This window comes from Streptomyces cyaneofuscatus (assembly GCF_033109485.1).
In the GTDB taxonomy this organism is placed as follows: Bacteria; Actinomycetota; Actinomycetes; order Streptomycetales; family Streptomycetaceae; genus Streptomyces; species Streptomyces cyaneofuscatus.
On sequence record NZ_CP137002.1, the window covers coordinates 2,434,347 to 2,453,757 of the forward strand.

Annotated in this window: 19 protein-coding genes; 8 read left to right on the top strand and 11 right to left on the bottom strand. The window is 71.0% G+C overall.

What is annotated here, in order from left to right; translation table 11 throughout:
* Positions 1-100 precede the first annotated feature (100 nt).
* Both R2B67_RS10100 and R2B67_RS10105 read left to right on the top strand, forming a co-directional pair.
* Positions 101-3,925 (top strand): multifunctional oxoglutarate decarboxylase/oxoglutarate dehydrogenase thiamine pyrophosphate-binding subunit/dihydrolipoyllysine-residue succinyltransferase subunit, encoded by a 3,825-nt coding sequence (locus R2B67_RS10100; RefSeq protein WP_317817383.1) that lies wholly within the window; start codon positions 101-103, stop codon positions 3,923-3,925.
* Positions 3,926-4,040: 115 nt separating this feature from the next.
* A complete protein-coding gene (locus R2B67_RS10105) occupies positions 4,041-4,226 on the top strand; it encodes a DUF6104 family protein (RefSeq protein ID WP_003966321.1) in 186 nt (61 codons plus the stop codon).
* 5 nt (positions 4,227-4,231) lie between these two features.
* Here the strand turns inward: R2B67_RS10105 and R2B67_RS10110 are convergent, their stop codons facing one another.
* Positions 4,232-5,068, bottom strand: a complete 837-nt coding sequence (locus R2B67_RS10110; protein WP_317817384.1) for a hypothetical protein — start codon at positions 5,066-5,068, stop codon at positions 4,232-4,234.
* 175 nt (positions 5,069-5,243) lie between these two features.
* Here R2B67_RS10110 and R2B67_RS10115 point away from each other — a divergent pair, with 175 nt between their 5' ends.
* Both R2B67_RS10115 and R2B67_RS10120 read left to right on the top strand, forming a co-directional pair.
* Positions 5,244-6,101: a DUF4097 family beta strand repeat-containing protein gene (locus tag R2B67_RS10115; protein ID WP_317817385.1), complete on the top strand. Its 858-nt coding sequence runs from the start codon at positions 5,244-5,246 to the stop codon at positions 6,099-6,101.
* A gap of 1 nt (position 6,102) precedes the next feature.
* The gene (locus R2B67_RS10120; RefSeq protein ID WP_317817386.1) at positions 6,103-7,146 is read left to right on the top strand and encodes a PadR family transcriptional regulator; all 1,044 of its coding nucleotides are present in this window, start codon (positions 6,103-6,105) and stop codon (positions 7,144-7,146) included.
* Positions 7,147-7,206: 60 nt separating this feature from the next.
* Here the strand turns inward: R2B67_RS10120 and R2B67_RS10125 are convergent, their stop codons facing one another.
* The 6 genes from R2B67_RS10125 to R2B67_RS10150 form a co-directional block, all read right to left on the bottom strand.
* Positions 7,207-7,785 carry a Clp protease N-terminal domain-containing protein gene (locus tag R2B67_RS10125; protein WP_317817387.1) on the bottom strand — a complete coding sequence of 193 codons (579 nt, stop codon included), beginning with the start codon at positions 7,783-7,785 and terminating at the stop codon, positions 7,207-7,209.
* Complete coding sequence (locus tag R2B67_RS10130) at positions 7,785-7,994, bottom strand: sigma factor-like helix-turn-helix DNA-binding protein (protein ID WP_006127526.1); 210 nt, start codon at positions 7,992-7,994, stop codon at positions 7,785-7,787. Before R2B67_RS10130 ends, R2B67_RS10125 begins: the two co-directional genes overlap by 1 nt.
* Before the next feature lie 31 nt (positions 7,995-8,025).
* A complete protein-coding gene (locus R2B67_RS10135) occupies positions 8,026-8,565 on the bottom strand; it encodes a GNAT family N-acetyltransferase (RefSeq protein ID WP_317817388.1) in 540 nt (179 codons plus the stop codon).
* Positions 8,543-9,991 (bottom strand): cellulase family glycosylhydrolase, encoded by a 1,449-nt coding sequence (locus tag R2B67_RS10140; protein WP_317817389.1) that lies wholly within the window; start codon positions 9,989-9,991, stop codon positions 8,543-8,545. Before R2B67_RS10140 ends, R2B67_RS10135 begins: the two co-directional genes overlap by 23 nt.
* A 65-nt stretch (positions 9,992-10,056) precedes the next feature.
* Positions 10,057-11,025, bottom strand: a complete 969-nt coding sequence (locus R2B67_RS10145) for a zinc-binding dehydrogenase (protein WP_317817390.1) — start codon at positions 11,023-11,025, stop codon at positions 10,057-10,059.
* A 233-nt stretch (positions 11,026-11,258) separates the two neighbouring features.
* Complete coding sequence (locus R2B67_RS10150) at positions 11,259-12,500, bottom strand: NAD(P)-dependent malic enzyme (RefSeq protein ID WP_317817391.1); 1,242 nt, start codon at positions 12,498-12,500, stop codon at positions 11,259-11,261.
* Between the two features lie 525 nt (positions 12,501-13,025).
* Here R2B67_RS10150 and R2B67_RS10155 point away from each other — a divergent pair.
* The 3 genes from R2B67_RS10155 to R2B67_RS10165 are packed head-to-tail and all read left to right on the top strand — an operon-like array spanning position 13,026 to position 15,746.
* The gene (locus tag R2B67_RS10155; RefSeq protein ID WP_317817392.1) at positions 13,026-13,988 is read left to right on the top strand and encodes an ABC transporter substrate-binding protein; all 963 of its coding nucleotides are present in this window, start codon (positions 13,026-13,028) and stop codon (positions 13,986-13,988) included.
* Positions 13,989-14,016: 28 nt separating this feature from the next.
* Positions 14,017-14,985 (top strand): amino acid ABC transporter permease, encoded by a 969-nt coding sequence (locus R2B67_RS10160; protein WP_018509990.1) that lies wholly within the window; start codon positions 14,017-14,019, stop codon positions 14,983-14,985.
* Positions 14,982-15,746: an amino acid ABC transporter ATP-binding protein gene (locus R2B67_RS10165; RefSeq protein WP_018509991.1), complete on the top strand. Its 765-nt coding sequence runs from the start codon at positions 14,982-14,984 to the stop codon at positions 15,744-15,746. Before R2B67_RS10160 ends, R2B67_RS10165 begins: the two co-directional genes overlap by 4 nt.
* Positions 15,747-15,905: 159 nt before the next feature.
* Here the strand turns inward: R2B67_RS10165 and R2B67_RS10170 are convergent, their stop codons facing one another.
* The 3 genes from R2B67_RS10170 to R2B67_RS10180 all read right to left on the bottom strand — a co-directional run bounded on the left by R2B67_RS10170 (position 15,906) and on the right by R2B67_RS10180 (position 18,165).
* Entirely contained in the window at positions 15,906-16,715 is an 810-nt protein-coding gene (locus tag R2B67_RS10170) for a hypothetical protein (RefSeq protein ID WP_317817393.1), read from the bottom strand.
* Positions 16,712-17,200, bottom strand: coding sequence for a SigE family RNA polymerase sigma factor (locus R2B67_RS10175; RefSeq protein ID WP_018509993.1), 489 nt, complete (start codon positions 17,198-17,200; stop codon positions 16,712-16,714). Before R2B67_RS10175 ends, R2B67_RS10170 begins: the two co-directional genes overlap by 4 nt.
* A gap of 203 nt (positions 17,201-17,403) precedes the next feature.
* Complete coding sequence (locus R2B67_RS10180) at positions 17,404-18,165, bottom strand: class I SAM-dependent methyltransferase (RefSeq protein ID WP_317817394.1); 762 nt, start codon at positions 18,163-18,165, stop codon at positions 17,404-17,406.
* 88 nt (positions 18,166-18,253) lie between these two features.
* Between R2B67_RS10180 and R2B67_RS10185 the strand changes: the two genes are divergently transcribed.
* Positions 18,254-18,874: a CGNR zinc finger domain-containing protein gene (locus tag R2B67_RS10185; RefSeq protein WP_030560896.1), complete on the top strand. Its 621-nt coding sequence runs from the start codon at positions 18,254-18,256 to the stop codon at positions 18,872-18,874.
* On the opposite strand, the gene sodX is transcribed toward R2B67_RS10185, so the two are convergent.
* Positions 18,787-19,290: a nickel-type superoxide dismutase maturation protease gene (gene sodX, locus R2B67_RS10190; RefSeq protein WP_317817395.1), complete on the bottom strand. Its 504-nt coding sequence runs from the start codon at positions 19,288-19,290 to the stop codon at positions 18,787-18,789. The two genes, R2B67_RS10185 and sodX, sit on opposite strands and share 88 nt — an antisense overlap.
* Positions 19,291-19,411 lie beyond the last annotated feature (121 nt).

Sequence of the window (19,411 nt, forward strand, 5' to 3'; positions counted from 1 at the left end):
CGACGAAGCACCGGCCCGGTCTGCAAGGAACGGTTTGGGGGGCGTAGCCTTGATTTCCGCTGTCCATCACCTTGTGAAGCGGAAGAGGGCGGTTGCCGCCGTGTCGTCTCAGTCCCCCAGTAACTCGAGCATCTCGACCGACCAAGCCAGCCCGGGCACCAACCCGGCCGCCGCTTTCGGCGCCAATGAGTGGCTCGTCGACGAGATCTACCAGCAGTACCTCCAGGATCCCAGTTCGGTCGATCGCGCCTGGTGGGACTTCTTCGCCGACTACAAGCCGGGTTCCTCCGGCACGGCGGACAAGCCCGTTCCCGGCGCCGCAGCCTCGGGGGCTGCGGCGACCGAGACCCCGGCCGCCGCCGCACCGGCGCAGGCCGCGGCTCCGGCCACCACCGCAGCCGCTCCGGCTCCGGCGAAGGCGGCCCCGGCCAAGGCCGAGCAGGCCGAGGCCAAGGCCGCCCCGGCTCCGGCCCCGGCGAAGCCCGCGGCAGCGAAGCCCGCCACCGCGCCCGCCAAGGCCAAGCCGAAGGCCGACGACTCCACCGAAGCCCCGGCCGGCCCCGAGTACGTGACGCTGCGCGGCCCCTCGGCCGCCGTCGCGAAGAACATGAACGCCTCGCTGGAGCTGCCGACGGCCACGTCCGTCCGCGCGGTCCCGGTGAAGCTGCTCTTCGACAACCGCATCGTCATCAACAACCACCTCAAGCGCGCCCGTGGCGGGAAGATCTCCTTCACGCACCTCATCGGGTACGCGATGGTGCAGGCCCTCAAGGCCATGCCGTCGATGAACTACTCCTTCGCGGTGAAGGACGGCAAGCCGACCCTGGTCAAGCCGGAGCACGTCAACCTCGGTCTCGCCATCGACCTGGTGAAGCCGAACGGCGACCGCCAGCTGGTCGTCGCGGCCATCAAGAAGGCCGAGACGCTCAACTTCTTCGAGTTCTGGCAGGCGTACGAGGACATCGTCCGGCGCGCCCGCATCGGCAAGCTCGGCATGGACGACTTCTCCGGCGTCACCGCCTCGCTGACCAACCCCGGCGGGATCGGCACCGTCCACTCGGTGCCCCGCCTGATGCCCGGACAGGGCCTCATCATGGGCGTCGGCGCGATGGACTACCCGGCGGAGTTCCAGGGCACCTCCCAGGACACCCTGAACAAGCTCGGCATCTCGAAGGTCATGACGCTCACGTCGACCTACGACCACCGGGTCATCCAGGGCGCCGCCTCCGGCGAGTTCCTGCGGGTCCTGAGCCAGCTGCTGCTCGGCCAGAACGACTTCTACGACGAGATCTTCAAGGCCCTGCGCATCCCGTACGAGCCGGTCCGCTGGCTCACGGACATCGACGCGTCGCACGACAACGACGTGACGAAGGCCGCGCGGGTCTTCGAGCTGATCCACTCCTACCGGGTCCGCGGCCACGTCATGGCCGACACCGACCCGCTGGAGTACCGCCAGCGCAAGCACCCCGACCTCGACATCACCGAGCACGGCCTCACCCTGTGGGACCTGGAGCGGGACTTCGCGGTCGGCGGGTTCGCCGGCAAGTCGATGATGAAGCTCCGCGACATCCTCGGCGTGCTGCGTGAGTCGTACTGCCGCACCACCGGCATCGAGTTCATGCACATCCAGGACCCGAAGCAGCGCAAGTGGCTCCAGGACCGCGTGGAGCGGCCCCGCACCCAGCAGCCCGAGCGCGAGGAGCAGCTGCGCATCCTGCGCCGGCTGAACGCGGCCGAGGCGTTCGAGACGTTCCTGCAGACCAAGTACGTCGGTCAGAAGCGGTTCTCGCTGGAGGGCGGCGAGTCCGTCATCCCGCTGCTCGACGCGGTCATCGACTCCGCAGCCGAGGCCCGCCTCGACGAGGTCGTCATCGGCATGGCCCACCGTGGCCGGCTGAACGTGCTGGCGAACATCGTCGGCAAGTCGTACGCGCAGATCTTCCGCGAGTTCGAGGGCAACCTCGACCCGCGCTCGATGCACGGCTCCGGCGACGTCAAGTACCACCTGGGCGCCGAGGGCACCTTCACCGGTCTGGACGGCGAGCAGATCAAGGTCTCGCTGGCCGCCAACCCCTCGCACCTGGAGGCGGTCGACCCGGTCCTGGAGGGCATCGCCCGCGCCAAGCAGGACATCATCAACAAGGGCGGCACGGACTTCACGGTCCTGCCGATCGCGCTCCACGGCGACGCGGCCTTCGCGGGCCAGGGCGTCGTCGCCGAGACGCTCAACATGTCGCAGCTGCGCGGCTACCGCACCGGCGGCACCGTGCACGTGGTGATCAACAACCAGGTCGGCTTCACCGCCGCCCCGGAGTCCTCGCGCTCCTCGATGTACGCCACCGACGTGGCGCGCATGATCGAGGCGCCGATCATCCACGTCAACGGCGACGACCCGGAGGCCGTGGTCCGCGTCGCGCGGCTCGCCTTCGAGTTCCGGCAGGCGTTCAACAAGGACGTCGTGATCGACCTCATCTGCTACCGCCGCCGCGGTCACAACGAGGGCGACAACCCGGAGTTCACCAACCCTCAGATGTACACCCTGATCGACAAGAAGCGCTCGGTGCGCAAGCTCTACACCGAGTCCCTCATCGGTCGCGGCGACATCACGCTGGAAGAGGCGGAGCAGGCGCTCCAGGACTTCCAGGGTCAGCTGGAGAAGGTCTTCGCCGAGGTCCGCGAGGCCACCTCGCAGCCGGCCGCCCCGCACATCCCGGAGCCGCAGGCCGCCTTCCCGGTCGCCGTGGAGACCGCGGTCTCCGCCGAGGTCGTGAAGCGGATCGCCGAGTCCCAGGTCAACATCCCCGAGTCGATCACCGTCCACCCCCGTCTGATGCCGCAGATGCAGCGTCGCGCGGCCTCGGTGGAGAACGGCACGATCGACTGGGGCATGGGCGAGACCCTGGCCATCGGTTCGCTGCTGATGGAGGGCACCCCGGTCCGGCTCGCCGGCCAGGACAGCCGCCGCGGCACGTTCGGCCAGCGCCACGCGGTGCTGGTGGACCAGGTCACCGGCGAGGACTACACCCCGCTGCTGTACCTCACCGAGGACCAGGCCCGTTACAACGTCTACGACTCGCTGCTCAGCGAGTACGCGGCGATGGGCTTCGAGTACGGCTACTCGCTGGCCCGCCCGGAGTCGCTGGTCATCTGGGAGGCCCAGTTCGGTGACTTCGTCAACGGCGCCCAGACCGTCGTGGACGAGTTCATCTCCTCGGCCGAGCAGAAGTGGGGCCAGACCTCCGGCGTCACGCTGCTGCTGCCGCACGGCTACGAGGGCCAGGGCCCGGACCACAGCTCCGCCCGCCCCGAGCGCTTCCTCCAGATGTGCGCGCAGGACAACATGACGGTCGCGATGCCGACCCTGCCGTCGAACTACTTCCACCTGCTGCGCTGGCAGGTGCACAACCCGCACCACAAGCCGCTGATCGTCTTCACCCCGAAGTCGATGCTGCGTCTGAAGGCCGCGGCGTCGAAGATCGAGGAGTTCACCGTCGGCGGCTTCCGCCCGGTGATCGGCGACGACAGCGTCAAGGCGGAGAACGTCCGCAAGGTCGTGTTCGTCTCGGGCAAGCTCTACTACGACCTGGACGCCGAGCGGGAGAAGCGCGGCGACACGGAGACCGCGATCATCAGGCTGGAGCGCCTGTACCCGCTGCCGGGTGCGGAGATCCAGGCCGAGATCGCCAAGTACCCGAACGCCGAGAAGTACCTCTGGGCCCAGGAGGAGCCGGCCAACCAGGGTGCGTGGCCGTTCATCGCGCTCAACCTGATCGACCACCTGGACCTGGCCGTCGGCGCGGACGTGCCGCACGGCGAGCGCCTGCGCCGTATCTCGCGGCCGCACGGCTCGTCCCCGGCGGTCGGCTCGGCCAAGCGTCACCAGGCGGAGCAGACGCAGCTGGTCAACGAGGTCTTCGAGGCCTGAGGACCGTCACGGCCGTACGGCCTGTTCGTACGTCACCGAGGCCCGGTTCCGCGCTTGTCGCGGGGCCGGGCCTCCGGCGTTCCGGGGGCTGCCTGAGCCTCGTTATCCTGTGCGCATGTACTTCACGGACCGTGGCATCGAGGAACTGGAGAAGCGGCGCGGCGAGGAGGAGGTCACCTTCGAGTGGCTCGCCGAGCAGCTGCGGACGTTCGTCGATCTCAACCCCGACTTCGAGGTGCCGGTCGAGCGCCTCGCGACCTGGCTGGCCCGGCTGGACGACGAGGACGACGAGGACGCGTAAGCCGTCTAGCGGTCTTCGGTAGCCGCCCGGGCCCGGTGGTAGGCGAGCCCCAGCGCGCCCTGCGCCAGGAGTACGGCTCCCGCGGCCGCCCATCCCCCGCTGCGGCGGCGGGCGCCCCACAGCAGCAGCGGGAGCCCGGCCGCGAGCTGGGCGGCGGCGATGGCCCGGGCCCGGGGGCCGCGCACCCAGGGGCCGAGGCTGCTGCTCTCCACCGCGTCGAGCTCGACCCGTACGGCATCGCGCCACCCGGCCCACTCGACGCGCTCCACCCCGCGCTGCACCGCCGCCACACTGCGCAGCCGGTCGGCGCTCTCGCCCGGGCCGAGCCCGGTCGGCAGGGCGAGTCCCGTACGGGTCAGGACCGCGAGCAGGCCGCGCAGCCGGGCCTCGGCGTCCGACTCCGGGTCGGGCCGGGTCAGCTCCTCCAGCTCCTGGAGGTCCAGTACGGGATCGAGGCCGAGCCGGGCCGCGAAGGTGCGCATCGCCTCGTCCTCGCCCACGGGTGTGCCGTCGGTCAGCCAGACGTAGCCGACGGGGCGGCGGAATCCGGCGGCGAGGGTGTAGCCGGCCCGGTCGGCGTCCCACCACAGGGCGAGCACCGGCCAGCTGGAGCCGACGGCCAGGGCGGTGGCCCAGCCGCCGAGGACCCGGTCGACCGGCTCGGGGTCACCGCCGCCGGAGAGGCCGGCGCCCCGCCAGGGCTTCCCCTCCGGAACGAGAACGCTCCACTCCTCGCCCGCGCGCGTCAGCAGCATCTGCTCGCGCAGCAGGTGGGCGAGCGGCCGTACGGTCTCGGGGTCGGCGCGGCACAGCAGGAGCGCCCCCGTGGATGTCGCGTTCATGGGCCACACGCTAGGCCAATTTGCCCCACCCTGATGGTTTTTGTTCCTCTTTTCGCCACCTGAGGTGTCCAGAGGGTGCCCATGGATGGCGCTTGACTTCCCCCATCCGCGATATATCGTGTTCCTCGCGAGACGCGATATGTTGCGTTGCTGTTCTCTCCGGGAGGTCCTGTCCATGGCTGTGTCGAAGCGGACCGTCGCCGAGCCGCAGAAGCTCACGTTCGACGACCCGGTGACCTCGCTCCACGTCCGCGTCGTCGGCGGCACCGTCAACGTGGTCGGCACCGATGAGCCGGGCGCCCGGCTGGAGGTCTCCGCCATCGAGGGGCCGCCGCTCCTCGTCACCCACGAGGACGGCCGCCTGACCGTGGCGTACGAGGACCTCCCCTGGCAGGACCTCCTACGCTGGCTCGACCCCCAAGGGCGCCGCCGCAGCGCGGTCGTCTCGCTCGTCGTGCCGGCCGGCGCCTCGGTGGAGGTGGGCGTGGTCGGCGCCGGGGCCGTCGTCTCCGGGATCGGCGGCCGCACCGACGTACGCGGCATCACCGGCGACATCGCGCTCGTCGGCCTGACCGGCGCCGTCCGCGGGGACTCCGTCTCGGGCAGCCTGGAGGCCCAGAGCGTCACCGGGGACCTGCGCTTCCACTCCGTGAACGGTGATCTGACGGTGGTGGACGGGGCGGGTGCCTCGGTCCGGGCCGAGTCGATCAGCGGGGACATGGTGCTGGACGTCGACCCCTCGGGGAAGCCCACCGACATCCGGCTGACCACGGTCTCCGGCGCGATCGCGATCCGGCTGCCGCACCCGGCGGACGCCCGGGTCGAGGCCAACACCGCGAGCGGGACCGTCTCCAACGCCTTCGAGGACCTCCGGGTCGGCGGGCAGTGGGGCGCGAAGAAGATCACCGGCACGCTCGGCGCCGGCACGGGGACCCTGCGGGCGACGACCGTGTCCGGTTCGATCGCCCTGCTGCGCAGGCCCCCGGCCGAGGACGACACGCACGGTGCCGAGCCGACCGGAAAGGTTCTCTGACATGGCCCCCGTATTCGCCCACGGCCGACTGCGCCTGTATCTGCTCAAGCTCCTGGACGAGGCCCCGCGCCACGGCTACGAGGTGATCCGCCTCCTGGAGGAGCGCTTCCAGGGCCTGTACGCCCCCTCCGCGGGCACCGTCTACCCCCGGCTGGCCAAGCTGGAGGCCGAGGGCCTGGTCACCCACGCCACCGAGGGCGGCCGCAAGGTCTACTCGATCACGGACGCCGGACGCGCCGAGCTGGCGGGCCGCAGCGGCGAACTGGCCGACCTGGAGCTGGAGATCCGCGACTCCCTCGCCGAGCTGGCCGCCGAGATCCGCGACGACGTGCGCGGGGCCGCGGGCCGGCTCCGCAGCGACATGCGGGCGGCCGCCTCCGAGACCCGTACGGACCAGGGCAAGCAGTCCTCCCCCTTCGGGGACCTGGGCGACTTCGGGGACTTCGGCAACCTGGGCGACCTCACGGACAGCAAGGCGTGGCGCGCGGCCAAGGAGGAGGCGCGCCGGGCCAAGGAGGAGTGGCAGGAGCAGGCACGCCGGGCGAAGGACGAGTCCCGCCGCGCCCGCGAGGAGGCCCAGCAGGCCCGCCGCCAGGCCAAGGAGGCGCAGGACCGGGCCCGCGAGCAGATGCAGAACGCCGCCCGCCAGGTGCAGGAGCACTTCGCCCGGGGCGACTGGCCCGCCGGTGTACGGGAGGGGCTGGCCGAGATCACCGGGCAGCTCGGCGGATTCGCGCGGGCGGGCGGCTGGTCCTCGTTCGGCAGGCCCGGACCGTCCGAGGCCACGGAGACCGCTGAGGCCACCGAGGCCACCGAGGCCCGTGAGTCCGCGTCCGCCTCCGACTGGGGCACGGACGTCCCGGTCACGGATGACCCGGCCCGCGACCTGGACCGCCTGCTGGACCGGTTCCGCGACACCGTACGGGACACCGCCCGCGACCACGGGGTGACGGGGGACCAGCTGGCCGAGGCCCGCGGCCACCTGGGCGCGGCGGCGGCGCGGATCGAGGCGCTGCTGACGCCGGAGGGCGACGAGAAGGGCTGAGGAGAGTGGGCGGGGGCATGTGCAGGCCCGCCCCCGCCCCCGCCCCCGCTGTTGGCGCCCTCACCCCGCCTTGGCGTGCCCCTGCCCGTCGGCCTCGGGCCCGTACAGCGCGCGGTGCACGGTCGCGTACGTCGCCCCGTGCTCGGCGAGGACGTCGGCGACGGTTCCGGGGGCCGCCGTGAGCGCCAGGAGCAGGTGCTCCTCGCCGATGAAGCGGTCGCCGCGCCCGAGGGCGACCCGTAGCGACTTCTCCAGGATGCTCTTCGCCCCCGGGGTGAAGGGGCGGTGGCCCGACCACCACCGGCGGCTGCCTCGGCCGGCGTCGAGAGCGCCCTCCCCGTGAGCCCCTTCGACCCGGCCCACGATGGCGTCGACGTCGATCCCGATCCCCGCGAGGGCCTCGGTGTCGGCCTTCGTCAGCCCGCCCCGGCGGCGGGCCTCGGTGAAGGAGGCGTCGAGGGAGGCGCGGCGGCCGCTCAGTCCGAGGGCGGCGAGGGCGAAGGAGGCCCGGCTGCCTTCCTGTTCCAGCAGGGCGAGCAGCAGATGTTCCTCGGTGACCGATCCGGCCCCGGTGCGCTCCGCCTGCGCCACGGCTCCCTTGACGGTCGCGCGGGCCCCTTGGGTGAACCGTTCGAACATCAGCGCCTCCCGTACTTCTTGTGCACGGCCTGCCGGCTGACACCCAGCTCGGCGGCGATCTCCTGCCACGACCATCCCTGGACGCGGGCACTGCGTACCTGTACGGCTTCGAGCTGCTCCAGCAGCCGCCGCAGCGCTGCCACCGCCCGCAGCCCGACGCGCGGGTCGCGGTCACCGGCGCGTGCGGCCAGATCCGTTGCTTCGGTCATGGTGTCAACGTACATTGACACGCGAGTGCCGTCAATCAAAGTTGACAACATCGTCCGCGAGCCGGGCGTGCCGCTCGACGTCGTACCGCACGTCGCCGTAGCGCAGCTTGCCCCGCTCGATCCCCTCGGGCGCGAACCCGGCCCGTACGGCGACCCGGCACGAGGCGGGGTTGTCGGTGCGGTGGCCCAGCTCCAGCCGGTACAGGCCGAGTTCGCCGAACGCCCAGCGCGCCACCACCCGCACCCCGGCGGGGGCGACGCCCCGGCCGCGCGCCGCCTCGGTGGTCCAGTAGGAGACCCAGCCCGTGTCATGGGCCCGATTGACGGCGCGGACGGCCACGCAGCCGAGCGCCTCGCCCTCCTCCCCCACGACGGCCCAGGAGTAGCCGGTCCTGGCTCCCCTCTCCCGCGTACGGTCCGCGATCCAGGCCAGCGCGTCGGCCCGGTCGGCGACGGGCCGGTCGCTCTGGCGGTCCATCTCGGCCGGGGCGAAGGCGCGGAGTACGGCGGAGGCGTCGGCGGGGAGCCAGGGGCGCAGCAGAAACCCTTCAGGGGCGGTCAGTTCGTCCATACGGGCCAGCCTCCCGCACGGTCACCACCACCTCCGCCCCGGGCCACGCCACCACGGTCAGGCGGCCCCCGTACGGCGCCTTGCCGAGGACGCGGGCGGCCCGGCCGGTGACGGAGACGCGCCAGCCCCGGGAGGAGGGCGGGAGGGACAGCTCCGTGAGGCCCGGGCGGGTGGCCGCACGGTAGGCGAGCCGGTAGGAGCGGGCGGTGGCGTCGTACGTGTCGGAGCGGACCGTGCCCGCGACGGCGGGGGCGTACGGGGTCGCCGTCTGCTCCTTGTTCGTACGGAAGCGGCCGCGCTCGTCGACCGCGCAGTAGCCGCCGCCGTAGCACCAGACGTATCCGGCCCAGCCTGAGCTGTAGCGGTCGAGGGAGGCGACGGCCTCGCGGTAGAAGCGCCCCATGTTGGGGAGGGAGTTGTTGAGCGGCCCCCACTCGCCGACGACCACGGGCATCCGGTGGCGGGCCGGGTAGGCGGTGACGGCGGCCTCGTACGCCTCGATCCAGCCGGCCGACGGGTCGTAGTCCGCGCCCGCCTCCATGGCGGTGTTGTAGAAGTGCGGGGCGTACACGGTCCGGCTGTCGTGGATCCGGCCGAGCCCGGTGGGCACGCCCTCGCCGACGATGGGGGTCGGCTCGACGAAGAGCCAGGTGGTGCGGTCCTTCGCGCGGATGGCCCGGGCGAGCCGGTTGTACATCGGGGTGAGGTGCTCGGCCTCGATGCGGCGGGCGGCGGTCGGCAGGTCCTCGCGCTCGCGCAGCTCCCCCATCGGCTCGTTGATCAGGTCGTAGCCGATGACGGCCCGGTGATCGCGGAACCGTTCGGCGAGGACCTGCCACATGGCCGCCTGGGCGCGGCGCAGGTCGGGGTCCTCGTAGAGGTGGGTGAAGGCCCGCTGGACGGCGGGCTGGAAATACTCGGAGAACCAGTCGTCGGGGTTCGGGGTGAACGGCAGCCCGTCGGTCCTGGTGGCCCATTCCGGGATGCCCCGGTGGCCGAAGGCGGGCCCGAAGACGTCCTGGTGGGCGTCGATGAGGACCTGGATGCGGTGCTGGTGGGCCCAGCCCAGGATGCGCTCGATCTTCCGGAGGTAGCGCTCGCTGTACTGGCCGCGCCGGGGCTCCAGGTCGTCCCAGAAGACCAGCAGCCGGGCGAAGTTGAACCCGTTGGCACTGAGGTCGCGGAAGTGGCGCTCGGTGATGGCGCTCAGTGCTGCCTCGCCCCGGTTCGCCTTGTCCTCGACGTTCCAGCCGCGCAGGGTGAGGGCGCGGCCCCGGCTGTCGGTGAGGGGCGGGATGGCGTGTTCGTACGCCGACGGGGCGGCGGCCTGAGTGGATGCGGGGTGCGCCGAGGCGGCGGGGGCGAGGGCCCCCGCCGCCAGGACGGACGCGACGACAAGTGCTATGAGTGCTCTGCCCATACGCATGGGCGGCATCCCATCAGCAAAGCTGACACTTGTTCAAGTATGAGGCGCTGACTACTTGTGCGGAGTTACTCCGTCGGCCGGAGCACGATCTTCCCGAACTGCTCGCCGTCGGCCAGCCGCTGGAACCCCTCACGGGCCCGGCCCAGCGGCAGCACCTCGTCGATGACCGGCCGCACGCCGGTGGTCGCGCAGAACGCGAGCAGGTCCTCCAGCTCGTCCTTGGTCCCCATGGTGGAGCCGACGACCTTGAGCTCCAGGAAGAAGATCCGGGTCAGCTCGGCGTGCGAGGGGCGGTCGCCGCTGGTGGCCCCCGAGATCACGAGGGTGCCGCCGGGGCGCAGCGACTTCACGGAGTGGGACCAGGTGGCGGCGCCGACGGTCTCGATGACGGCGTCCACCCGCTGCGGGAGCCGCACGCCCGGCTCGTACGCGGCGAGCGCACCGAGCTCCACGGCCCGCTTGCGCCGGGTCTCGTCGCGGCTGGTGGCGAAGACCCGGAGCCCGGCGGCCTTCCCGAGGACGATCGCGGCGGTGGCCACCCCGCCGCCGGCGCCCTGGACGAGCACGGAGTCGCCGGGCCGGACCCCGGCGTTGGTGAAGAGCATCCGGTACGCGGTGAGCCAGGCGGTCGGCAGACAGGCGGCCTCCTCGAAGGAGAGCTCCTTCGGCTTGGGCAGCACGTTCCAGGTGGGCACGGTGACCTGCTCGGCGAAGGTGCCCTGGTAGCGCTCGGTGAGGATGGAGCGCGGCTCCTTCGGCCCGACCCCGTGCCCGGACTGGCCGATCACGGAGTGCAGGACGACCTCGTTGCCGTCCTCGTCGATACCGGCGGCGTCACAGCCGAGGATCATCGGAAGACGGTCCTGCGAGAGCCCCACGCCCCGCAGCGACCAGAGGTCGTGATGGTTGAGGGAGGCGGCCCGGACGGTGATGGTGCTCCACCCGGGACGCTTCTCCGGGGCCGGGCGTTCGCCCAGCTCAAGGCCGTCGAGGGGCTGGTCGGGGTCGATGCGGGCTGCGTAGGCGGCGAACATGGCTAGACGATAGGCGGGCCGGCCCGACGACGTAACCGAAAGCGCGTGTGACGCACACCAAGTGCTCCTGCGTGGCCCGACCCCACCAAGCCCCTGCGGCGTTTGAGCAGCGGAGGCCCGAACCAATCAAGCCCCTCCGGCGATTGAGGAGCGGGGTCCGGGGCAGCGCCCCGGGGGCTCCGCCCCCAGACCCCGGCTCCTCAAACGCCGGAGGGGCCGATTTCACGCCATCGTCAGCGCCGAGCCACACCCTCCGCCCGCGCAGCCGCGGCCACCGCGGCCGTGACCGCCGGCGCGACCCGCTCGTCGAACGGCGACGGGATCACGTAGTCCGCCGCCAGCTCATCGCCGACCACGTCGGCCAACGCGTTCGCCGCGGCGATCTTCATGCCCTCCGTGATCCGGGAGGCCCGCACCTGGAGCGCCCCCGCGAAGATCCCCGGGAACGCCAGCACGTTGTTGATCTGGTTCGGGAAGTCGGAGCGCCCGGTCGCCACCACGGCCGCGTACTTGTGCGCGACCTCGGGGTGGACCTCCGGATTCGGGTTGGCCATGGCGAAGACGTACGCGCCCGGCGCCATCGACGCCACCGCCGCCTCCGGAACCGTACCGCCGGAGACGCCGATGAAGACGTCCGCACCGGCGAGCGCCTTCTCCAGCGACCCGGAGATCCCGGCCCGGTTGGTGAGCTCGGCCAGCTCGCGCTTGACCTCGGTCAGGTCGTCCCGGTCCCGGCTGACGATGCCCTTGCGGTCGGCCACCGCGACATCGCCGATGCCGGCCTCCAGCAGGAACTTGGCGATGGCCACGCCCGCCGCACCCGCGCCGGAGATGACGCCGCGCAGGTCACCGAGCGTCCGCCCGGAGAGCTTGGCGGCGTTGCGCAGGGCGGCGAGGGTGACGACGGCGGTGCCGTGCTGGTCGTCGTGGAAGACCGGGATGTCCAGCCGCTCCTGGAGCTTGCGCTCGATCTCGAAGCACCGGGGGGCCGAGATGTCCTCCAGGTTCACCCCGCCGAAGGAAGGGGCGAGCCGGACGACGGTGTCGACGATCTCGTCCACACTCGTGGTCGCGAGCGCGATCGGCACCGCGTCCACGCCGCCGAACTGCTTGAAGAGGATGGCCTTGCCCTCCATCACGGGGAGGGACGCCTCGGGCCCGATGTCACCGAGGCCGAGCACGGCGGTGCCGTCCGTCACGACGGCCACGACCTGGGACTTCCAGGTGTAGTCGTGGACGAGCTCGGGGTTGTCGGCGATGGCGCTGCACACTTTGGCCACGCCGGGCGTGTAGGCCAGGGAAAGGTCGTCCTTGTCCCGGATCGGGACGGTGGACTGCACGGCCATCTTCCCTCCGCGGTGGAGGGCGAAGGCCGGATCGAAGGGCTCGTCGGCCCCGGTGTCCGCTGCGCTCGTGCGCTGGATGCCACTGTCGGTGGTGCTGTCGCTGCGAGGATTGACGATCTCCGCTGCCATGGTGTTGACCCCTTAAGTCTTCATCGTTTGAGGGTGGCCACTCCTGGTTGAGGAGGGGTGGGCGGGCACCGCGTACGTGCCCTGCGTCAAGCGGTTGGCCCGCCCTGGCAGGGAGAGGTACATACGCGCGGGCGCGCCGCACACGCGCCCTGAGCCCCGGATGAGGGGTGTAAACGTCTTTCTTACCGGACCAACCCTGTTACGCACGAGTCCATTCCGATGCGGTGACGTGACTCATAGTCGAATATCTGGACAAGTCGGCAAACCGGCATAAATGCCACCCTCCCTCGTGGCGCGCCGGAGATTCTCCGGTGGCGGGAAGGGTTCGCGACAGATGGTCCGGCCCCGAGGTACCGGCCGCGCGAGTTCGGGGGTCGCCCGTTATCCGATTTTGACATGGCTGGGCCCCTGAATGGGCCTGTCCAAATGGCAGGATGCCGTCATCAAACGAGGTGACGACACTCGAAGGTGCGTGCCAAGCCTCCCCGAAAGCACCCTCACCCTCACCTGCCGGAGGATCCCGACATGACCGCAAGCATCATGCGTCGTAAGACCGCGAAGTCCCGGATTGCGGCGGTCGGCGCCATCGCGGTCGCCGGCACCCTGCTGCTCACCGCCTGCGGAGACCAGACCGACAGCGCGTCCTCGGGGAGCGGCGACAGCACGGCCACCAAGGCCAGCGCCCCGCTCTTCTCGAAGCTGCCGGAGAAGTACCAGAAGTCGGGTGTCATCAAGGTCGGCACCAACGCCGAGTACGCCCCGATGGAGTCCGTCGAGAACGGCAAGATCGTGGGCGTCGACCCCGACATCGCCGAGGCCCTCGGCAAGCAGCTGGGCGTGAAGTTCGAGTTCACCTCCGGCTCCTTCGACGGGCTGATCACCGCTCTGAACTCCGGCCGCCACGACATCGCCATGTCGTCCATCACGGACAACAAGCAGCGCCAGGAGGGCCTGGACGACTCCGGCAAGAAGCTGGGCGAGGGCGTCGACTTCGTCGACTACTTCCTGGCCGGCACCGCCGTGTACACGAAGAAGGGCAACCCGCAGAACATCAAGTCCATCGAGGACCTCTGCGGGAAGACCGCCGCCGTCCAGCGCGGCACCACCTACGAGGAAGCCCTCAAGAAGCAGTCCAAGGCGTGTACGGACGGCGGCAAGAAGGCGGTCAAGATCGAGTCGTTCGAGAACGACACCGAGGCCCAGACCCGGGTCAAGTCCGGCGGTGCGGTCGCCGGTGTCAACGACTACCCGGTCGCGGTCGACCTGGCCCGCAAGGCCGACGGCGGCAACGCCTTCGAGGTCGTCGGCGAGCAGATCGACGCCGGCCCGTTCGGTATCGCCGTCAAGAAGGACAACACCGGTCTCCGGGACGCCCTGAAGGAGGCCGTCGACGCGATCATCGCCGACGGTTCGTACAAGAAGGTGCTCGACAAGTGGGGCGCCGGCACGGGAGCGATCGACAAGGCCGCCATCAACGGCGGCAAGTGACCGGACGCTTCACCGAAGGGCAGTCACCATGACTGACAAGTTCGACAAGACACCCCCCGGCTCACCGGCCGGCCAGGTGTCGGTCTCCAAGGGCGCCACCACGGCCCCGGAGAACATCAAGGCCATCCCGGTCCGCCACGTCGGCCGCTGGATCAGCGGCATCGTGGTCATCGGCCTCCTCGTGGCCCTCGGCTACGCCTTCTCGCAGGGCAACATCCAGTGGCAGGCCGTCGGCGACAAGCTGTTCGACGAGAACGTCGTCGCCGGAGCCGGCCGCACCCTGCTGATCAGCGTCCTGGCCATGGTGCTCGGCGTGATCCTCGGTGTGATCCTGGCCGTGATGCGGCTCTCGAAGAACCCGGTCACCAGCTGGGTCGCCTGGCTGTACATCTGGTTCTTCCGGGGCACCCCGGTCTACGTCCAGCTGCTGCTCTGGTTCAACCTGGCGCTGATCTTCCCGGTCCTGAACATCCCGTTCATCTACAAGGACGAGATGACGGACGTCATGACCCCGTTCATGTGCGCCCTGCTGGGGCTCGCCCTGAACGAGGCCGCCTACATGGCGGAGATCTGCCGCGCCGGCATCCAGTCGGTGGACGAGGGCCAGACCGAGGCGTCGCACGCGCTCGGTATGACCCAGGCGAAGACCATGCGCCGCGTGGTCCTGCCGCAGGCGCTGCGGGTGATCATCCCGCCGACCGGCAACGAGTTCATCAACATGCTGAAGACCTCCTCGCTGGTCTATGCGGTCACCTACAACGAGCTGCTCCGCTCCACCTCGCAGATCGGCTCCACGTCCTACGCGGTCATGGAGATGCTGTTCGTCGCGTCCATCTGGTACATCGTGATGACCAGCGTGTTCAGCGTCGGCCAGTACTACCTGGAGCGCCGCTACGCCCGCGGCTCGCTGCGCTCGCTGCCGCTCACGCCGCTGCAGCGCATCAAGGTGAACCTCGCCTCCTTCAGCAACCGGCCCTCCGGAGGTGTCTCCGCATGACCACCCCCATGGTGAAGGCCGAGGGCGTCCACAAGTCCTTCGGCGCCGCCCACATCCTCAAGGGCATCGACCTGGAGGTCGCCCCCCGTGAGGTGTTCTGCCTGATCGGCCCGTCCGGCTCCGGCAAGTCCACCTTCCTGCGGTGCATCAACCACCTGGAGCAGATCAACGCCGGCCGGCTCTCGGTCGACGGCGAGCTGGTCGGCTACCGGCAGAAGGGCGACAAGCTCTACGAGCTCAAGGACAGCGAGGTCGCCCTCCAGCGCCGCGAGATCGGCATGGTCTTCCAGCGCTTCAACCTGTTCCCGCACATGACGGCGCTCGAGAACGTCATGGAGGCGCCGATCCAGGTCAAGGGCGAGGCCAAGGCCGTAGCCCGGGCCCGCGCCGAGAAGCTGCTGGACCGGGTGGGCCTCGCCGACAAAGCGAAGAACTACCCCACCCAGCTCTCCGGCGGTCAGCAGCAGCGCGTCGCCATCGCCCGCGCGCTGGCGATGGAGCCGAAGCTGATGCTCTTCGACGAGCCGACCTCGGCGCTCGACCCGGAGCTCGTGGGTGACGTCCTGGACGTCATGCGCGGTCTGGCCGAGGACGGCATGACGATGATCGTCGTCACCCACGAGATGGGCTTCGCCCGCGAGGTCGGTGACGCGCTGGTCTTCATGGACGACGGCGTGGTGGTCGAGTCCGGCCACCCGCGCGACGTGCTGGGCAACCCGCAGCAGGACCGGACGAAGTCGTTCCTGTCGAAGGTGCTGTAGCCGGCTCGACCTGAGCTCCTCCTGCTCGACCTGAGCTCCTCCTGTCGGAGAGGGCAGTACGGAGAGGGCAGTACGGAGAGGGCGGTACGGAGAGAGTGGTTCGGAGGGGGCGGTACGGACACGACGTCCGTGCCGCCCTCCCGCGCGTCCGGGACGTGTTCAGGGCTTCTCCGGCAGCACCTCCGGACCGGTCAGCAGCGCCTTCAGCTGCTCGCGGGAGACCGGCGGCTCATCGAGCAGCGGCCCCTGGGTGCCGGTGCTCTCGAAGCCGGTGCTGGAGCGGACGAGCAGCTGGGAGCCGTCGCGCTGGACGAGCTGCCCTGTCAGCTCGGGACCCCAGCGGACCTCGTCGCCGCCCCGGAACGGCATCGCGCTCTTCCACAGGGTCAGCACCCGGCCGTCGGGGAGCGCCTCCCGTACGCACTCCGTACGGCTCGTCTCCTGGCCCGGCTGGGGGCAGAGGTCGGCGTCCGGATCGGCCGGTCGGCCCTCCTTCGCCGTCACAGCCTCCCGGTCCTCGTAGGTGAGGACGAGATAGCCCACGCCGCTGTCCTTGCGGAACGCGTACTGCCCGTCCAGCGGCCCGAGATGGGTCTCCTTCGCCTGCTCGGGCGGGACCCCCTTGGTGAGGGCGAGCAGCAGGACCTCTTCGATCCGCCCCACGTCCGGGGGTAGCAGCGCGGCCAGCCGCTGGGCCTTGGTGAGCGCGGGTGCCGGGGCGGCGCTCGTCGCCGGGGAGCCGCTCGGCCGGGGCGACGTCGCCACCGAGGAGTGGGCGGTGTCCCCCTGCTCACCGGCCCGGGCCACCGTGAGCGCCCCGGCCGCGACCACGGTGAGCGCCGCCGCCGAGACGAGGGCCCGGCGGCGCCGACGTATCCGGGCGGCCCTCGCGTACACCGTGCCGGTGGAGAGCGCGGGGGTGCCCGCGTCGTCGGCGGCGCGGCCGAGCAGTTCGTGGACGTCCTTCATACGAGTTCCTCCGCCATCCCGGCGCGCAGCGCCGCCAGGCCCCGAGCCGCGTGGCTCTTGACCGTGTTCGTCCGCATCCCCAGCGCCTCGGCCGTGGCCTCCACGCTCAGGTCCTCCCAGTAGCGCAGGACCAGCACCGCGCGCTGCCTGGGCGAGAGCCGGGCGAGGGCCGCCCGGACCACCAGGCCGGTCTCCGTGTCGGACACGGGCCCCTGGCGGTCGGGCAACTCTCCGTACGCCTGTTCTCTCCGCCAGAACCTCCGGCGGCTCGCGATGAAGGTGTTGACCAGCGTCTTGCGGGCGTACGCCTCGATGTTGTCGAGCCGCCCGTACCGGCGTCCGCCGAGGACGACCTTGACCAGCGCGCTCTGGACCAGGTCCTCGGCCTCGTGCCGGTCGCCGCACAGCAGATAGGCGCTGCGGAACAACGCGGTGCGTCTGCCCTCCACGAAGTCGTGCAGCGCGGCGTCGTCATCGGTCCGCATCCCGGCCCCATTCCCGGATCCGCATGGACCTCCCCCTCTCCCCCGGGCCCGCCGATGCGGACCGTCTCACCCTTCCAGTGCGTCGAGGAACCGGGCAGGTTGCAGCGCGACACGAAAGGGCGGTACGGGCCGACGACCGACCCGTACCGCCCCTGCATCCTCCGCGGCTCCGCCTCCTGCATCTCCCCCTTCCGTGCCTCCGCCTACTTCACGGCGAGGATCAGGCTGTCCGAGGGCGAGGACCAGACCGCGCGGGCCTCGCCGAAGCCGGAGGCGAGCAGGGTGCTGGCATGCCAGGCGGCGGAGGGCATGTCGCCGTCCGCGTGCTCGCCGTAGATCGCGAACCGTTCGGCGGTGGGCCCGGCGAGGACCGGGTCCTTGGCCGCGACGGCCCACCACTCGGCCCAGTCCAGGGCGCCCGCGGCCTTGGCCCGGTCCATCGCGGCATGCCGGTGGGCGCGCTCGGCGGCATTGATGCGCGGAGTCTCGGGGTCGATGGTGCGGTCGGCGTTCATGAAGACCCCGCCGTCCCGGACGAGCCCGCCGAGCTGCCCGTACAGCACAGCCAGCGGCTCGCTGTGGAGCCAGTGCAGGGCGGTGGCGGTGAGGACGGCGTCGTACGAGGTGTGGGGCAGCCGGGTGGTCCAGTCCGGGTCCTTGAGGTCGGCGGCGTGGAAAGTGACCCGGTCGTCGCCCTCGAAGGTGCCGCGGGCTATGGCCAGCAGCGCGGGGTCGAGGTCGACGCCGGTGCTCGTGGCGTCCGGGAACCGCTTGAGGAGCCGGTCCGTAATACTTCCCGTACCGCACGCGAGGTCCAGGACCCGGGGCGCGGGGCCGACGACCGCCTCGACCATGTCCAGCATCACCCGGAACCGCTCCTCGCGGTCGGGCATGTACCACTCCTGCTGCCGGTCCCAGCTCTCCTGCCAGGACTGCCAGTCGGTGCTCGTCCCCGTCTCCGTCACGCCAACCTCCAAGTAAGCCTCATGAATGTCGGCCACCTATTACACTGACCGACACCCCGACCCTAGACCGACCCGGTAAGGACTACAAGTGGAACTGGCCTATTACTCGGACTACGCCGTGCGCCTGGTCAACACCGAGGAGCCGGCCCGTAACAAGGACGCCCTCACCTCGGTCGAGGCGGTACGGGAGCTGTTCGGCGCCAACCAGCAGGCGGCGCGGCGGACGGCGGAGGCGGACGTGACCCGCTTCCGTTCCGTACGGGCCCGGCTGCGCGCGGTCTTCGAGGCGGCCGACGGCGGCGACGAAACGCTCGCGGTCGACCTGCTGAACTCGCTGCTGCTGGAGTTCCCGGTGAGCCCGCAGATCTCCGGCCACGACACCCGGGACGAGGACGGCAGGCCGGACTGGCACATGCACCTGGCCGACCACCCGTCGAACGCGACCGCCGGATACGCGGCCATCGCGGCGATGGGCCTCGCCTTCCATCTGACCTCGCACGGCGTGGACCGGCTCGGCCTGTGCGAGGCGGCCCCGTGCCGCAACGCCTACCTCGACACCTCCACCAACCGGTCCCGGCGCTACTGCTCGGACCGCTGCGCGACCCGGGCCAATGTGGCCGCCTACCGGGCCCGCAAGCGCGCGGAGGCGGACCGGACCGGCCTCACCGCCGAGACCGCCCAGCCGAGCAGCTCGGTCACCGACCGCTGACCCTTTGTCGTGCTTGCCGGGGGCCGGTAGCGGGCCCGCACCCGGGCCAGTACGAGCTCCTCGGGGACGACCCCGTAATCCGTGCTGTCCCCGCCCGCGAACGTGTTGTCGCCGCGCACCCACCAACCGCCCGGCCGCCGTTCGACCGCCCGCTTCACCACCAGCAGGTCCTGCTGGAAGGGGTGACGCAGGATCACCACGTCACCGGGGCGCACCGGAGCGCCGTACTGCACCAGCAGCAGGTCCCCGTGGTAGAGCGTGGGCACCATCGAAGGCCCCGTCACCTCCACCACCCGCAACGGCCGCCGCCGCCCGGCCCGTCCGCCTCCCGGCAACCGTCCCCACTCCGGCATCTCGGCCACCTCCCGGTCCTCCTCCGGCACACCGTCCCGCGTACCGCGTTCCGCTCCGTACATTCGGCCGACGGCCCGAATCCCACCCCGGACTTTTGACCTAAGCCCCTGGGGCAGCCACGGAAAGCGGCGCTCCACGGAGTAATGTCCCACCTGAGAAGACGATCACGAGGAGGACAGCTCC

Excerpts from the sequence above, each read along its gene's own strand:
- R2B67_RS10175 (WP_018509993.1), bottom strand. The coding sequence starts at position 17,200 with ATGCGGACCGATGACGACGCCGCGCTGCACGACTTCGTGGAGGGCAGA.
- R2B67_RS10170 (WP_317817393.1), bottom strand. The coding sequence starts at position 16,715 with ATGAAGGACGTCCACGAACTGCTCGGCCGCGCCGCCGACGACGCGGGC.
- R2B67_RS10150 (WP_317817391.1), bottom strand. The coding sequence starts at position 12,500 with ATGGCAGCGGAGATCGTCAATCCTCGCAGCGACAGCACCACCGACAGT.
- R2B67_RS10160 (WP_018509990.1), top strand. The coding sequence starts at position 14,017 with ATGACTGACAAGTTCGACAAGACACCCCCCGGCTCACCGGCCGGCCAG.
- R2B67_RS10155 (WP_317817392.1), top strand. The coding sequence starts at position 13,026 with ATGACCGCAAGCATCATGCGTCGTAAGACCGCGAAGTCCCGGATTGCG.
- R2B67_RS10105 (WP_003966321.1), top strand. The coding sequence starts at position 4,041 with ATGTACTTCACGGACCGTGGCATCGAGGAACTGGAGAAGCGGCGCGGC.
- R2B67_RS10115 (WP_317817385.1), top strand. The coding sequence starts at position 5,244 with ATGGCTGTGTCGAAGCGGACCGTCGCCGAGCCGCAGAAGCTCACGTTC.
- R2B67_RS10165 (WP_018509991.1), top strand. The coding sequence starts at position 14,982 with ATGACCACCCCCATGGTGAAGGCCGAGGGCGTCCACAAGTCCTTCGGC.
- R2B67_RS10145 (WP_317817390.1), bottom strand. The coding sequence starts at position 11,025 with ATGTTCGCCGCCTACGCAGCCCGCATCGACCCCGACCAGCCCCTCGAC.
- sodX (WP_317817395.1), bottom strand. The coding sequence starts at position 19,290 with ATGTACGGAGCGGAACGCGGTACGCGGGACGGTGTGCCGGAGGAGGAC.
- R2B67_RS10135 (WP_317817388.1), bottom strand. The coding sequence starts at position 8,565 with ATGGACGAACTGACCGCCCCTGAAGGGTTTCTGCTGCGCCCCTGGCTC.
- R2B67_RS10110 (WP_317817384.1), bottom strand. The coding sequence starts at position 5,068 with ATGAACGCGACATCCACGGGGGCGCTCCTGCTGTGCCGCGCCGACCCC.
- R2B67_RS10130 (WP_006127526.1), bottom strand. The coding sequence starts at position 7,994 with ATGACCGAAGCAACGGATCTGGCCGCACGCGCCGGTGACCGCGACCCG.
- R2B67_RS10120 (WP_317817386.1), top strand. The coding sequence starts at position 6,103 with ATGGCCCCCGTATTCGCCCACGGCCGACTGCGCCTGTATCTGCTCAAG.
- R2B67_RS10140 (WP_317817389.1), bottom strand. The coding sequence starts at position 9,991 with ATGCGTATGGGCAGAGCACTCATAGCACTTGTCGTCGCGTCCGTCCTG.
- R2B67_RS10125 (WP_317817387.1), bottom strand. The coding sequence starts at position 7,785 with ATGTTCGAACGGTTCACCCAAGGGGCCCGCGCGACCGTCAAGGGAGCC.